Origin of the sequence: Polynucleobacter sp. IMCC 29146 (genome assembly GCF_021395195.1) — a bacterium.
Classification (GTDB): Bacteria; Pseudomonadota; Gammaproteobacteria; order Burkholderiales; family Burkholderiaceae; genus Polynucleobacter.
Map to the genome: position 1 here is coordinate 167,647 of NZ_JAJVCR010000005.1, position 12,748 is coordinate 180,394.

Genomic DNA, 12,748 nt, shown 5'->3' on the forward strand with positions numbered 1-12,748 from the left:
TATTAACCATTAGTGCAGCGCTGCAAGAAGATGCGCAAGGGGCTTAAATTCGATATATCGATTGGCAACATTTTGCGCATAGTGCAACACCAGCGGAATATCTTTTAGGTAAGCATTTTTTCCATCGCGATAATTTAGGCGGGCAAAAATGCCTAAAATTTTTAAGTGACGTTGTAAGCCCATCCATTCAAAGTCACGAAAAAAATCCCCAAAGTCTGGTGGCACCGCTAAGCCAACCTCTCGTGCAGTTTCCCAGTAAAAAATCATCCAATCAAGCACTTTTTCATCTGGCCATTGAATATAAGCATCGCGTAAAAGTGAAGTTAAGTCGTAAGTAATAGGCCCATAAACCGCATCTTGAAAATCTAAAATTCCGGGGCTGTGATGCGGCGAGAGCATTAAATTGCGTGAATGATAGTCACGATGGACGAAGACCTTGCTTTGCGCTAAATTATTTTTTATGAGGAGATTAAAGCAAGCACTTAATTGGTCTTGCTGTTTAGAATTGAAATTCATTTGTAGATGACGCAGCAAATACCACTCGGGAAATAAATCGAGTTCGCGTTGCAAAAGTTCGCTATCGTAATTTGGCAAGATATTTGCTTGGCTAGCTAATTGCAATTGCACTAAGGCTGTGATTGCCTCGCGATACAGTTTGTCAGCATTGTTTGGTGTCAGCGCATCTAAATACGTGGTGCTGCCCAAATCGCTGAGTAAGAGAAAGCCAGCTGGTGAATTTTCAGCCAAAATTTGGGGTACATTTAATTGGGCCTCGGCAAATAAACGCGCTACTCTAATAAAGGGTTCAATGGATTCTTTATCGGGTGGCGCATCCATCACAATCAGAGTTGGATAATTGGCCTTTGTAGACCGAATGCGGAAGTAGCGGCGAAAGCTAGCATCTGCCGAAGCTGGCGCCAAAGAGTCCAGATCGAGCTGCCAGGGGATGGCTAAAGCCCCTAGCCATTGGCCTAGTGCAGATAAGCGAGAGTCAAGCATGGTCGGTTCGTATAATAAGTCGAGTCTAGATTTATGAGTCATTATCGCCGTCGCGCCGGCCTTTGCGCCCCCGTTCATTTTGCACCCAGCGTACGATTGATTTTGGGTGCGACTTTATTACGTTTGGCAGCCGAAACCATGGCCCAAACTGCGGTCATTCCACCCCCTGCTGCTGCCCCAACAGTAACTACTTTATTTCCCGATAAAGGCTATCAAAAGGGCTTGAAATTTGATGATCAATTGCGCCTTGGCAAACCCATTCCCGATGATCAAGCGCTAACTTTTACGGCTAGCGATGCGATCGATGGAGTAGTCGAGCGCGAAATGAAATTGCAGGGGCGGGCACAAATTCGTCGCGGCGGAACCGTAATGAAAGCTGATCAAATTACGTATGATCCCGATTCCGACACAGCCAACTTAATTGGCAATGTAGAGTTAGTCAAAGATTCTGCTGTTTTCATGGGGCCCAAAGCGCGGTTGCGCGTAGACGCTCGCGAGGGTGGGATGGAGGATCTGACATATGAGTTTCGTGATAGCCGCGTCCGCGGGCGGGCGAAAAAATTAACCGTAGCGTCTGCCGACACCTATCAATTAGAACAACCCATTTACACCACCTGCGCACCAGATAATCTCGATTGGTATTTCAGTGCTAGTCAACTTGATCTAGATCAAGAGCAGCGCACTATGACGGTTAAAGATGGGGTAATGCGATTTTTTGATGTACCAATGCTGTATCTGCCTTACATTAGTTTGCCTACATCAAATCAACGTCGCTCTGGATTTTTAGCGCCTGTCGCTGGCTATAGCACTACCAATGGCATCGATGTAACCGAGCCTTACTATATGGACATTGCGCCGAATCGTGACTTATTAATTTTGCCTCGCTATATGAGTAATCGCGGTCTGCAGTTGGGTGGGAATTTACGTTACCTAGAACCAAAATATACTGGCGCTTTACAAGCCGATATTCTGAATGATCGGCTAACTAACTCCTTACGTTGGAAATATGACTTACAACATCGCGAGGCAATTTTGCCAGGATGGAATGCCTACGCTAATGTGGCTAAAGTTTCTGACAACACCTATCCAATTGATTTTTCACGTTCAATCGCAGCAGCCGTATCAACGCAATTTCGCCAAGAGATTGGCACGAGCTTCGCGATGCCGGGAAATAGTGCATTAACGGGTTGGAATTTCACGGCCCGCACTTTAACTTTTCAAACTTTACAGCCTGATCCCGCGAGCATTGTAGGCGCGCCATATAATATTTTGCCTGAAATAAAAGCCTCGTATATTAAAAATAACTTTTTAAATTTACCTACTACTGGAACATTTAAAGGGCCCGATGCATATTTCAATGCCGATTTCACGCGCTTTCAATACAACATAGCTGGCAATTTAGCCGGTACAGCGCCTGGCCCTTATAGTGATGCTTCGCGTAGTGTAATAAAGGGGGGCATTAGTGCTTCGCAAACTACGCCTGGATATTACCTTACCCCCAAGATCTTTTTTCAGGCAAATAATTACAGCGCAGTTTCTTCAACCCCAGGCGCTGCCCCAGCACAAGGTTTTATTATTCCCACTATTACCCTAGATAGTGGCATGGCATTTGAGCGAGAAGCCACAGAATTAAAGGGGTTTTTTGGTCGAGACATGTTATTAACAGTAGAGCCTCGCGCTTATTATGTTTACACCCCTTATGTGAACCAAAGCAATGTGCCTAACTTTGATACAGGCGACCAAGGTTTTGGTATTTCACAAATATTTGCCCCCAATACGTTTATTGGTAATGACCGCGTATCCGATGCCAATAAAGCCACTTTGGGTATAACCAGTCGTTTACTGGACGCCCAAACTGGGGCAGAGCGAGCCACTGTCATAGTAGCTCAGCAACAGCAATTTCAGGGGCAAAAAGTGTCAACCTCAACCACCGTGCAAAATCCTTCCACCTATTCTGATACTTTAGGTGCAGGTACGGTGCGCTTACCCGGAAACTTTAATCTTGATCTATTTGGGCAATTCAATACCCAGCTTAGCCGCTTTGTGCAATCAAGCGTTGGGGCAGGGTGGAACCCAACGCCTGGACGCTTAATTAACTTTGGATATCGTAATGTCTGGACGGTGCCGGTGCCGGGCGTTTCTGCTGGGGCCACGACCACTGACCAATATAGCGCTTATGGGCAATGGCCCATAACCAAGCATGTTTCGCTAATGGGACGTTGGGGGTATGATGCCCTTGCTAGTAAAACCCTCAATACCATGGCGGCAGTAGAATACGACCAAGATTGTTGGGCTATTCGCATGGCATATTCACAAGTATTAACCAATGCGGCCACGAATACCCAAATTTTATTCCAACTAGAATTTAAAGGTTTTGGCGGTATTGGTAACAACCCAGTTGACATCATGAAACTAAATATTCCCGGATATAAACCGGCACCTCAGGCCTTGCCGCCATCCTCTTTTGAAAACTATAAGTGATTGTAAAGACCTATTTATTACCGCTCTTGTATCGACTTGCATTCAGCACATTGATGGCTGGATGCGGTTTGGCTTTTGCGCAAAATAGTACTAAAACCAGCCCGCCTCCTGGGGCTAATAAAGTAGTCGCAGCAAGCCCTACTCCTACTAGTAAAGTGCGTAATTTAGATGGCGTAGCAGCAATTGTGAATACTGGCTATATCACGCGTAAGGATATTGATGATCGGGTCATTGAGATTGAGGCTCAAATGATTAAGAGCGGTAAAAAACCACCTGATCCAGTCACTTTTCGTAAAGAGGTTTTAGAACGTCTCATCGTTGAAAAAATTATGCTTCAAGAGGCAGAAAGTACGGGAATTATTATTTCCGACAAAGAGCTCGATGCGATCATTGGCAAAATTGCCGCACAAAATAAACTTACCGTTGCCGAGTTTCGGGAAAAAGTTATTCAAAATGGGATGAGCTTGAAACAATACCGCGATATTTTGCGCAGCGATGTAGTGTTAGCGCGTTTACGCGATCGTGAAGTAGAGGGGCAAATTAAAATTTCTGATGCTGAAGTGGATAATTATATTATCGAGCGTATGCAAGTGATGGCGGCAGCAGCAAACTCTCCCCCCGCACAAAATCAAGAGCCTATAAAGCCAGGTTCTGGCCCCGAAGAAATTGATGTGGCACAGATTTTTATTCCGGTCGATCCCAGCGCTGGGCTGGGAGCCCAAACCGAGGCCCGAAAAAAAGCCGAGACTATTTTGAAAGCTGCGCGCGGAGATATCGATTTTATGAAGCTTGGCGCTCAAGCAGCAAAAGAAGATTCGAAGATTAAATTTCAAGAGCTAGGTTATCGAACCCCAGACCGATTGCCACAAATTTTTTATGAATCAGTCCGTAATTTAGGTTCAGGACAAGTGGCAACTGCTGTACTTAAAAGCCCTGCTGGTTTTCATATTTTAAAAGTTTTAGACCGCCGTTCTTTATCTGAACGCCCCCCAATAAACACCACAGCAGTTACCAGTAGTGAGTCTGCTAATGCGGAACCTACCGCCCCGCAAAATATCATGGTGACCCAAACTTTGGCTCGTCATATTTTAGCTCGTCCTCGAGCAGGTTTTAGCGATGCCGATGCCGAAAGAAAGTTGAATGGTTTGCGTGAACAGATAAAAGCGAAGACAGGTGACTTTGGTGAGCTAGCAAAAAAGTTTTCTGAAGACGGCTCGGCTGCTAACGGCGGCTTATTGGGATGGATGGGGCCTGGCGATTTAGTGCCTGAATTTGAACAAGCCATGAACCGTTTACAAATTGGAGAGGTTAGTAGCCCAGTTAAAAGTCAATTTGGTTGGCACTTAATTCAAGTGGTCGAGCGACGAGAAGCGCAGCTAACAGTAGATAAACAACGTCAATTTGCCAAAGCGGCATTACGTGAACGGAAGATTGAGCAAGCATATCAAGATTGGGTGCGCCAACTTCGCGATAACGCTACAGTGAAATTAATCAATACCGATAATGTCGCTGCCCCTTGAGCTTGTCATTACTACGGGCGAGCCTGCTGGCATCGGCCCAGAAATTGCTTTAGCAGCAGCCAAACAATTTCTCCAAGAAAATGATGCGGTAAGTATTACCTTATTAGGTGACCCTAGTTTATTTAAAGCGATTGAGCAAAAAAAACCGCTGCCTTGGTCGGAACAATTACGATTAGAGCCAATCTCTTTAAAAACGCCAGCTAGCGCAGGTCAACTAAATCCAGAAAATGCACCGTATGTTTTGAGCATGTTAGATCATGCACTAGCAGGTTGTTTGTCAGGGCGTTTTGGGGCCATGATTACTGCGCCGATACAAAAAAGTATCCTCAATCAAGCGGGCATCCCTTTTTCTGGACATACCGAGTATTTAGCCCAACAGTGCCATTGTTCACAAGTGGTGATGATGCTATGTGCGAATATACCAGCAGGCATCTTGGGTCTGGCAAGGTCAAATCCATTACGTGTGGCTTTAGCAACGACGCATTTACCAATACAGGAAGTCCCTGCAGCTCTTCATCGAGAGACCTTAGTAAAAACAATAGATATTTTGCAGCAGGATTTACAGACTTGGTTTGCAATCGAACAACCACGCATTGCCGTAGCCGGCTTAAATCCACATGCTGGCGAGGGCGGGTATTTGGGGCAGGAAGAAATCACTATTATTGCCCCGGCTATTTTGGCGGCCCAACAAAAAGGAATTGCGGTTACGGGGCCGATTCCAGCTGATGCCTTATTTAACCCACGTAATTTATCTGCATATGATGTTTTTTTAGCGATGTATCACGATCAAGGTCTTGCACCATTTAAATTTGCAGCCTTTGGCAGTGGCGTTAATGTTACTTTAGGCTTGCCAATCATCCGTACTTCAGTAGATCACGGTACTGCACTTAATCTGGCTGGGAAAGGTTTGGCTGATGCTAGCAGTATGCTAGAGGCTTTGCGTTTAGCGTTTCAATTAGCTCAGCAGCGCGCGCAGAATAAATCTCATGCATCACGCCCGTAAGCGTTTCGGCCAAAATTTTTTAAAAGATGACGGGGTTATCCATGCCATTATCAACATCATCAACCCGAGTGCCGATGCACAGATCATAGAAGTTGGACCGGGCTTGGGGGCGCTAACCTTGCCGCTACTAAACCAAGTTGACCACTTAGATTTACTGGAAATCGACCGTGATTTAGTCGCCTATTGGCGGGCAAAAAACATACCAGGAATTGAAATTATCGAAGGCGACGCACTAAAGTTTGATTTTGTGAATTGGGCTAAACATTCGAATTCAAAGACCAAGGAAAATAGCCAAGAAAAAACGCTGCCTCAAAGCAGACCTCGTCTGATTGTCGGTAATTTACCTTACAACATATCATCACCCTTATTGTTTCATTTGCTTTCAGTGGCCCCCTTCATCAATGAACAAGTATTTATGTTGCAGGCTGAAGTCGTTGCCCGCATGGTAGCAGTAGACGGTGGTGCAGACTTTAGTCGACTATCGGTCATGCTGCAAGCGCGTTACCACCTGGAGCAAGTCTTAGCAGTACCGCCCACTGCTTTTGAGCCTCAACCTAAGGTGAATTCAGCTGTTGTCCGCATGATTCCACGGCAGCAATTTTCTTTAAATCAAGATGAATGGCGGGCTTTAGAAAAAATCGTTGCGGCGGCATTTTCGCAGCGCCGCAAGATGTTACGTACTAATTTACAGAGTTATAGCGAACGCTTGGCTTTAAGTGACTCAGATCTCAAACTCCGCGCTCAAGATATACCCGTAGCTCAATATATCGAGTGGGCTTGCCGTTTAGTGCAGACTTAATAAAAGCAATGCCTTAACAGCAGCCTTTATTTTGTATAAGCGCTCGGATCAATTTTGAGCATTTCCGCTTCAATCCAATTTTCAACTTCTGTATTGAGTTGCTCTCCCGTTTTGCCAGCAGAGGAAATCAACGGCCCAATTGAAATCGTCACTAAACCCGGATACTTTAAAAAACTATTACGTGGCCATACTCGACCACTATTGTGGGCTACTGGAATAACACTTGCATTGGTCGCAACCGCTAGCCGTGCGCCACCTTTCCGATAGGGACGGTGTGATCCAGTAGGAGTGCGAGTACCCTCAGGGAAGATTAAAATCCAATTACCATCACGGAGGCGTTGACGTCCCTGGTTAGCGACTGAAATGGCTGCAGTTTCGCGATTAGAGCGATTGATATGAATCATATTCAACATGCCCAGAGCCCATCCAAAAAAAGGTAGCCAGAGCAATTCGCGTTTAAAGACAAAACATAAATGCTTTGGAAAAATAGCAATAAAAGCGATTGTTTCAAAAGCAGATTGATGCTTACTTAAAACAACAACGGGTAAATCGCGGGAGTTTGTTACGTGCTCCATTCCTTTAATTTGATAACGAATACCACAAAGATGTTCTAGCACCACTAAAACAATTTTGTTCCACCGACTAACAAATTGATAACGCTTATAAACTGGCATAAAGGGAAAAATAATGACGCATAAGCCGCCAAAAAAAAGCGTAAAGAGCAGCAGAAAAATAAAAAACGCGCTTGATTTAAGCCAAATCACGCTAAATCCTTAAGTGTTCGTGAGTAAAGGCGAGTAAGTTTTCATAGACTGCTGTATTCGCAGGCAGCCCACCGGTAGCCAAGGTCAAGTTACCTTTACCAGTTAGGACTAAATTTAGTTGGGCTCCTAAGGTACTTGCAGGTAACAAATCACGTAGCGAATCACCTACAACAGGTATGTCGGCCAGCACAGGCTCGTTAGCGCCAGGACGATAACGCGCAGCTATTTCTAGATACATGCCGGGCAATGGTTTACGGCAGTTGCAATGATCGGCGTCAACGTGAGGGCAGAAGAAAATACTATCAATCCTACCGCCTAGTGGAGTAAGCAGATCAGCCATTTTCTGATGCATTACTTGCAAGTCTTGGAGGGTATAAAAGCCGCGGCCAATACCCGACTGATTGGTGGCAATAACAATGCGGTAACCAGCTTGAGTAAGTAGGGCTAAGGCTTCAAGACTTCCTGGAAGGGGCTCCCATTCTTGCGCAGATTTAACGTAGTCATCGCGATCGACATTAATCACACCATCACGATCGAGGATAATTAATTTAGGAGCGTGCTGGTTCATGCCAATTTACCGAGATCGGCAACCAAATTCATTTTTTGATGCAATTGTTGTAATAAGGCCAAGCGATTATCTCGCAGCTCTGGCTGCGGATCCATCACCATCACATCAGCAAAAAATTGATCAATGGGTTGCGCCAGAGAAACTAAAATTTGTAAGCAAGCAACAAATTCTCCGGCCTGATAAGCCAAATCGAGATTGGTATGGATGGCTTCTAGGCTTTTTGCAAGCACAATTTCTGCAGGTAGAACGAGTAGTTTTGGCGCGTAATTAGTTGGTATCGGCGTATGGGTTTTCTTGAGGATATGACTAATGCGTTTATTAGCTGCAGCTAGTTGAGCAGCCTCAGGTAAAGCATTAAATTGGCGCAAAGCTTGTAAACGCGTAATAACATCATTGAAATAAGGTGGCATTTGACTTAAGACGGCGTCAATTTCAGGGGCAGTAAAAGCCTCTCCAAGCCCTACCTGATCACGCAAATAGGCAGGAAAGCGATCCGCAATAAATTGATAAATTTCACTGGTATTCGCTTTTTGCGCTACCTCAGTTTGCTTAAATTGACTGCGGGCAAAATCAATCTGGATTGGCAGATTAATTACTAAATTCTTTTCTACTAATAAACGGCAAATACCAAGCGCATTGCGTCTTAAGGCATAAGGATCTTTATCGCCAGTAGGCGCAAGTCCAATACCCCAAATACCGACTAATGTCTCTAGTTTGTCAGCAAAGGCTAAAACGGTACCAGTTAATGAGCGGGGTAGTGAGTCGCCTGCAAAACGGGGTTGGTAGTGTTCGCCACAAGCAGCTGCTACCTCGGCAACCTCACCATCAAGCGCTGCATAATAGCGGCCCATAATGCCCTGTAGTTCGGGAAATTCCCCAACCATGTCAGTAAGTAAATCGGCCTTAGCAATTTCTGCAGCTCGACTAAGCCATTCTGTATTAATAGCTAGACCCTGACGATTCAAGTCTGCGGCAATCTGGAGGGCAATTGCTTGTACCCTGCGCATGCGCTCGAGTTGGCTACCAAGCTGGTTTTGATAAACCACTTTATTCAGGTCATCGAGGCGAGAATGCAGAGAGCGCTTTTGATCTTGTTTGTAAAAGAAGCGCGCATCTGCTAAGCGGGGGCGTATGACGCGCTCATTGCCGGCAATAATCGCGCTGGGATCAACGGTTTCAATATTAGAAACAATTAAAAAGCGATTACGTAATTTTCCTTGTTGATCCGTTAAGGCAAAATATTTTTGATTGGTCTGCATTGTCAAAATAAGGCACTCTTGCGGAATTTCCAAAAATTCAGGATCGAATTGACAGCAATAAACTACTGGCCACTCTACAAGAGCAGTTACTTCATCAAGTAGTGCATCCGGCATCAACACCAGATCATCGCCAGCCGCCTGAGTAAGGCCCTGTTGAATTAAGGTACGACGACGTACGAAATTGGCGACAACCTTGCCTTGGGTTTCAAGGACACGTTCATAATCGTCAGCAGCCGTTAGTTTTAGCGCTCCGCTAGAAAGAAAGCGATGTCCTTCGGTTAGCTGGTCTGCGGTAATGCCAAGTGCCTCTAGGTGCAAGGGCACTTTACCGTGCAGAGCAAGAATCCGGTGAACTGGTCTAGCAAAAGCCACATCTTTTAAGTCCCCATTTTTTTGGGCGACTTGGTAATGCATCATTTTCGCAATAGGAAGTTGTTGCAAAGCAGATTCAAACGCTAGTTGTAGGGTAGGCGTAAGTTGCGCACCAGTTGCCTGTAGATTTAAAAAGAGTGTTTCATTTTTACCTTCGCCAGACCGCTCTAAGGTGTTGAGATCGATATCAGCAGAACCCAGCGAAGCCAATTTTTTTAAGAGCGGCGCAGTGGGCTTGCCGGCACTATCAAAAGCGATACTAGTTGGCAATATTTTTTCCCGTACAGCATAGTCAGAGGCTTGATTAAGCACGCCATTAATTTGCACTGCTAAGCGACGGGGACTGGCAAAGCTAATAGGCTTTGAGTCTGCGCTTAATAGCTGGGCCTTTTTTAGTGAGTTAAAAATAGCACTAGTAAAAGCATCACTCAGTTTAGATAAGGATTTTGGTGGCAACTCTTCTGTAAATACTTCCAAAATTAAGGTTGCGTTTGGCTCTAACATCATTTTGCGTTCGTGTGAACCATTGGAAAACCAAGCTTTTCGCGAGCCTCAAAATAGGCTTGCGCAACTGCGCGTGATAAATTGCGAATACGGCCAATATAAGTAGCTCGTTCAGTTACAGAAATGGCGCCACGGGCATCTAAAAGATTAAAAGTATGTGCGGCTTTCAAAACCATTTCATATGCAGGCAGGGCAAGCGGTACTGCAATGAGGCGCTTAGCTTCATTTTCATAGTTAGCAAAATGGCTAAACAGTAATTCGGTATTGGCGTGTTCGAAGTTATAGGCGGATTGCTCTACTTCATTTTGATGGTACACATCACCGTAACTTAGGCCCTTAGTCCAGACTAAATCAAATACATTGGCACAATTTTGGATATACATGGCTAAGCGCTCAATGCCATAAGTAATTTCGCCTAATACGGGTTTGCAGTCAAGGCCACCCACTTGCTGAAAATACGTGAATTGGGTTACTTCCATGCCATTTAGCCAAACCTCCCAACCTAAACCCCAAGATCCCAAGGTGGGATTTTCCCAATCATCCTCAACAAAGCGCACATCATTTTTTTGTAAATCAAGCCCCAAGGCTTTTAAGGAGCCCAAATATAAATCTAAAATATTGTCAGGAGCTGGCTTTAGAACTACTTGAAATTGATAGTAGTGCTGTAGACGATTTGGATTTTCACCATAGCGTCCATCCTTTGGTCGGCGTGATGGTTGAACGTAAGCTGCCTTCCACGGCTCAGGCCCAATTGCACGCAGAAAGGTGGCCGTATGGGAAGTACCCGCGCCAACCTCGAGGTCGATCGGTTGCAACAAGGCGCAGCCTTGCTGATCCCAGTATTCCTGGAGTTGAAGAATAATTTGCTGAAAAGTAAGCATTAAAAAGTAAGCATCATCGACCTAGCTAAGGCCTTGATTTTAACCGCCCGAGACAACTTAGCTAAGAAAGTCGCCGTTTTAACTTGCAACTTAGTCCAAAAAGAATCAAGACACCACAAAATGCCAATATTGGCAGGTCTCCCCATAGTACATAAGGGGTTTTACCCGAGTAAGCCTGTACTTCCATCTGGAGTTCAGCACGGGTAAATTGCGGTAACTGAGCGAGCACACGGCCATCAGCCCCAATAATGGCAGTAATCCCAGTATTGGTTGCACGAATGCTAGGAAGCCCCGTTTCTAAGGAGCGAAGTTGGGATAAACGCAGTTGCTGGGTTGGTGCTTGTGAATGCCCAAACCAGACTAAATTGGTCATGTTAACTAGGAGATTAATTGGCGCAGTGGCATTTCTCAGTCGGGCAGCAAGTTCTCCGCCAAAGACATCTTCATAGCAAATCGTAATCGCAGCGCCCAGCGGTTTTGAATTTGTAGGCTGGATTAAAAACGGTGGCTGATTAACTGCGCCACGACCAAAATTACTCAAGGGAATTTTAAATTCATCGACAAACCATTGAAAACCAGGCGGAATAAATTCACCGAATGGAACTAGATGCGATTTATCGTAGACATAGCTGGGCCGATCTTGACTTAAGCCCAGCGCTCGATTTGTAAATAAGACTTTATTATTTTCGCCGTCAATTTGCCCCACAACACCAATTAACACTTGACTCGCACTAGCCTGAGCAAATGCTTGCAATTGTGTGATGGCGCCAGCTGGTAATTGGGATTCTGGCCAAGGAAAAGCAGTTTCAGGAATGACAATTAAATTAGCCGACTTTTCCTCAATTAAAGTTAGATACAGTTGAATCTGCCTCATGATCGCAGGCGGATTAAATTGCTGACTTTGGGCAAAGTTACCTTGCAGTAGCCTCACTGAAATTGGCTTTTCATAGGCTTGTGTGAAATGCCCAATTCCGAATACCTGACACAATAAAACTCCACTAACAACCATGCCACTCACTTTCCATGGCGCAAGACGTAATTGGGCAATTAGATAGGAAAGCCAAAATACTGCAAAGGTACAAGCGAGCCCCCCAAACCAAGGAGCGATTACCGCAAAAGGACCATTGATTTGGGTTTCAGCAAAACCACTCCAAGGGAAGCCGGTCAATAATGAGCCACGCAGGTATTCCAGCAAAGTCCAAGAACTAGCAAATAGCAGGGCATTGAGCAAGATTGCAAGGGAAGTTTTTTTTGCCGCCTGGCTAATGCAATGAGCCAGTAGCAGAGCCATGCCAAAGAAAAGACTCAGGTAACTCGATAGGGCAAAGACACCAAAGCCCGCTAGCAGCCAACTTAAGCCTCCAACATCATGCAAGCTAATATAAATCCACCATAGGCTACAAACAAAATACGCTAAACCGAAACCCATACCGAGAATGAAAAATGTGCGTTTTTGTTGAAGCCGAAAGTTAGCCAGTAAATACCAAAAAATACTGAGGGCTAAAATTTGCCACCAACCCCCATAGGAAGCTTCAGCGAGCAAGGCAGTGGCAATACCACTTCCTACCGCACACAGTAGCGCACGCAACAGGCTAGAG

10 protein-coding genes are annotated in these 12,748 nt (G+C 45.1%); 4 read left to right on the forward strand and 6 right to left on the reverse strand.

From position 1 onward, the window contains the following. Nucleotides 1-9: 9 nt before the first annotated feature. Nucleotides 10-1,041 carry an aminoglycoside phosphotransferase family protein gene (locus LZT22_RS08005; RefSeq protein ID WP_370635201.1) on the reverse strand — a complete coding sequence of 344 codons (1,032 nt, stop codon included), beginning with the start codon at nt 1,039-1,041 and terminating at the stop codon, nt 10-12. Between LZT22_RS08005 and LZT22_RS08010 the strand changes: the two genes are divergently transcribed. Genes LZT22_RS08010 through rsmA form a run of 4 tightly spaced genes read left to right on the forward strand, consistent with a single transcriptional unit; the run spans nt 1,033 to nt 6,802 of the window. After that, nucleotides 1,033-3,480 carry an LPS-assembly protein LptD gene (locus tag LZT22_RS08010; protein WP_233924566.1) on the forward strand — a complete coding sequence of 816 codons (2,448 nt, stop codon included), beginning with the start codon at nt 1,033-1,035 and terminating at the stop codon, nt 3,478-3,480. The two genes, LZT22_RS08005 and LZT22_RS08010, sit on opposite strands and share 9 nt — an antisense overlap. Then, nucleotides 3,477-5,000, forward strand: coding sequence for a peptidylprolyl isomerase (locus LZT22_RS08015; protein ID WP_233924567.1), 1,524 nt, complete (start codon nt 3,477-3,479; stop codon nt 4,998-5,000). Before LZT22_RS08010 ends, LZT22_RS08015 begins: the two co-directional genes overlap by 4 nt. Next, nucleotides 4,984-6,003 (forward strand): 4-hydroxythreonine-4-phosphate dehydrogenase PdxA, encoded by a 1,020-nt coding sequence (gene pdxA / locus LZT22_RS08020; protein ID WP_233924568.1) that lies wholly within the window; start codon nt 4,984-4,986, stop codon nt 6,001-6,003. The genes LZT22_RS08015 and pdxA overlap by 17 nt, the downstream gene beginning before the upstream one ends. Next, nucleotides 5,987-6,802 carry a 16S rRNA (adenine(1518)-N(6)/adenine(1519)-N(6))-dimethyltransferase RsmA gene (gene rsmA / locus LZT22_RS08025; RefSeq protein ID WP_233924569.1) on the forward strand — a complete coding sequence of 272 codons (816 nt, stop codon included), beginning with the start codon at nt 5,987-5,989 and terminating at the stop codon, nt 6,800-6,802. The genes pdxA and rsmA overlap by 17 nt, the downstream gene beginning before the upstream one ends. Nucleotides 6,803-6,828: 26 nt before the next feature. On the opposite strand, the gene LZT22_RS08030 is transcribed toward rsmA, so the two are convergent. From LZT22_RS08030 to lnt, 5 genes are all read right to left on the reverse strand, one after another. Then, the gene (locus LZT22_RS08030; protein ID WP_233924570.1) at nt 6,829-7,566 is read right to left on the reverse strand and encodes a lysophospholipid acyltransferase family protein; all 738 of its coding nucleotides are present in this window, start codon (nt 7,564-7,566) and stop codon (nt 6,829-6,831) included. A 1-nt stretch (nt 7,567) separates the two neighbouring features. Continuing rightward, nucleotides 7,568-8,134: a D-glycero-beta-D-manno-heptose 1,7-bisphosphate 7-phosphatase gene (gmhB, locus tag LZT22_RS08035; protein ID WP_233924571.1), complete on the reverse strand. Its 567-nt coding sequence runs from the start codon at nt 8,132-8,134 to the stop codon at nt 7,568-7,570. Beyond that, nucleotides 8,131-10,272 carry a glycine--tRNA ligase subunit beta gene (gene glyS / locus LZT22_RS08040; RefSeq protein ID WP_370635203.1) on the reverse strand — a complete coding sequence of 714 codons (2,142 nt, stop codon included), beginning with the start codon at nt 10,270-10,272 and terminating at the stop codon, nt 8,131-8,133. Before glyS ends, gmhB begins: the two co-directional genes overlap by 4 nt. Then, a complete protein-coding gene (gene glyQ, locus LZT22_RS08045; RefSeq protein WP_233924574.1) occupies nt 10,269-11,150 on the reverse strand; it encodes a glycine--tRNA ligase subunit alpha in 882 nt (293 codons plus the stop codon). The genes glyS and glyQ overlap by 4 nt, the downstream gene beginning before the upstream one ends. A gap of 61 nt (nt 11,151-11,211) precedes the next feature. Then, nucleotides 11,212-12,738: an apolipoprotein N-acyltransferase gene (lnt, locus tag LZT22_RS08050; protein ID WP_233924576.1), complete on the reverse strand. Its 1,527-nt coding sequence runs from the start codon at nt 12,736-12,738 to the stop codon at nt 11,212-11,214. Nucleotides 12,739-12,748 lie beyond the last annotated feature (10 nt).

What these genes read in the sequence shown, in the direction of transcription:
- glyS (WP_370635203.1), bottom strand. Translation starts at nt 10,272, where the DNA reads ATGATGTTAGAGCCAAACGCAACCTTAATTTTGGAAGTATTTACAGAA.
- LZT22_RS08010 (WP_233924566.1), top strand. Translation starts at nt 1,033, where the DNA reads ATGAGTCATTATCGCCGTCGCGCCGGCCTTTGCGCCCCCGTTCATTTT.
- pdxA (WP_233924568.1), top strand. Translation starts at nt 4,984, where the DNA reads ATGTCGCTGCCCCTTGAGCTTGTCATTACTACGGGCGAGCCTGCTGGC.
- rsmA (WP_233924569.1), top strand. Translation starts at nt 5,987, where the DNA reads ATGCATCACGCCCGTAAGCGTTTCGGCCAAAATTTTTTAAAAGATGAC.
- LZT22_RS08005 (WP_370635201.1), bottom strand. Translation starts at nt 1,041, where the DNA reads ATGACTCATAAATCTAGACTCGACTTATTATACGAACCGACCATGCTT.
- glyQ (WP_233924574.1), bottom strand. Translation starts at nt 11,150, where the DNA reads ATGCTTACTTTTCAGCAAATTATTCTTCAACTCCAGGAATACTGGGAT.
- gmhB (WP_233924571.1), bottom strand. Translation starts at nt 8,134, where the DNA reads ATGAACCAGCACGCTCCTAAATTAATTATCCTCGATCGTGATGGTGTG.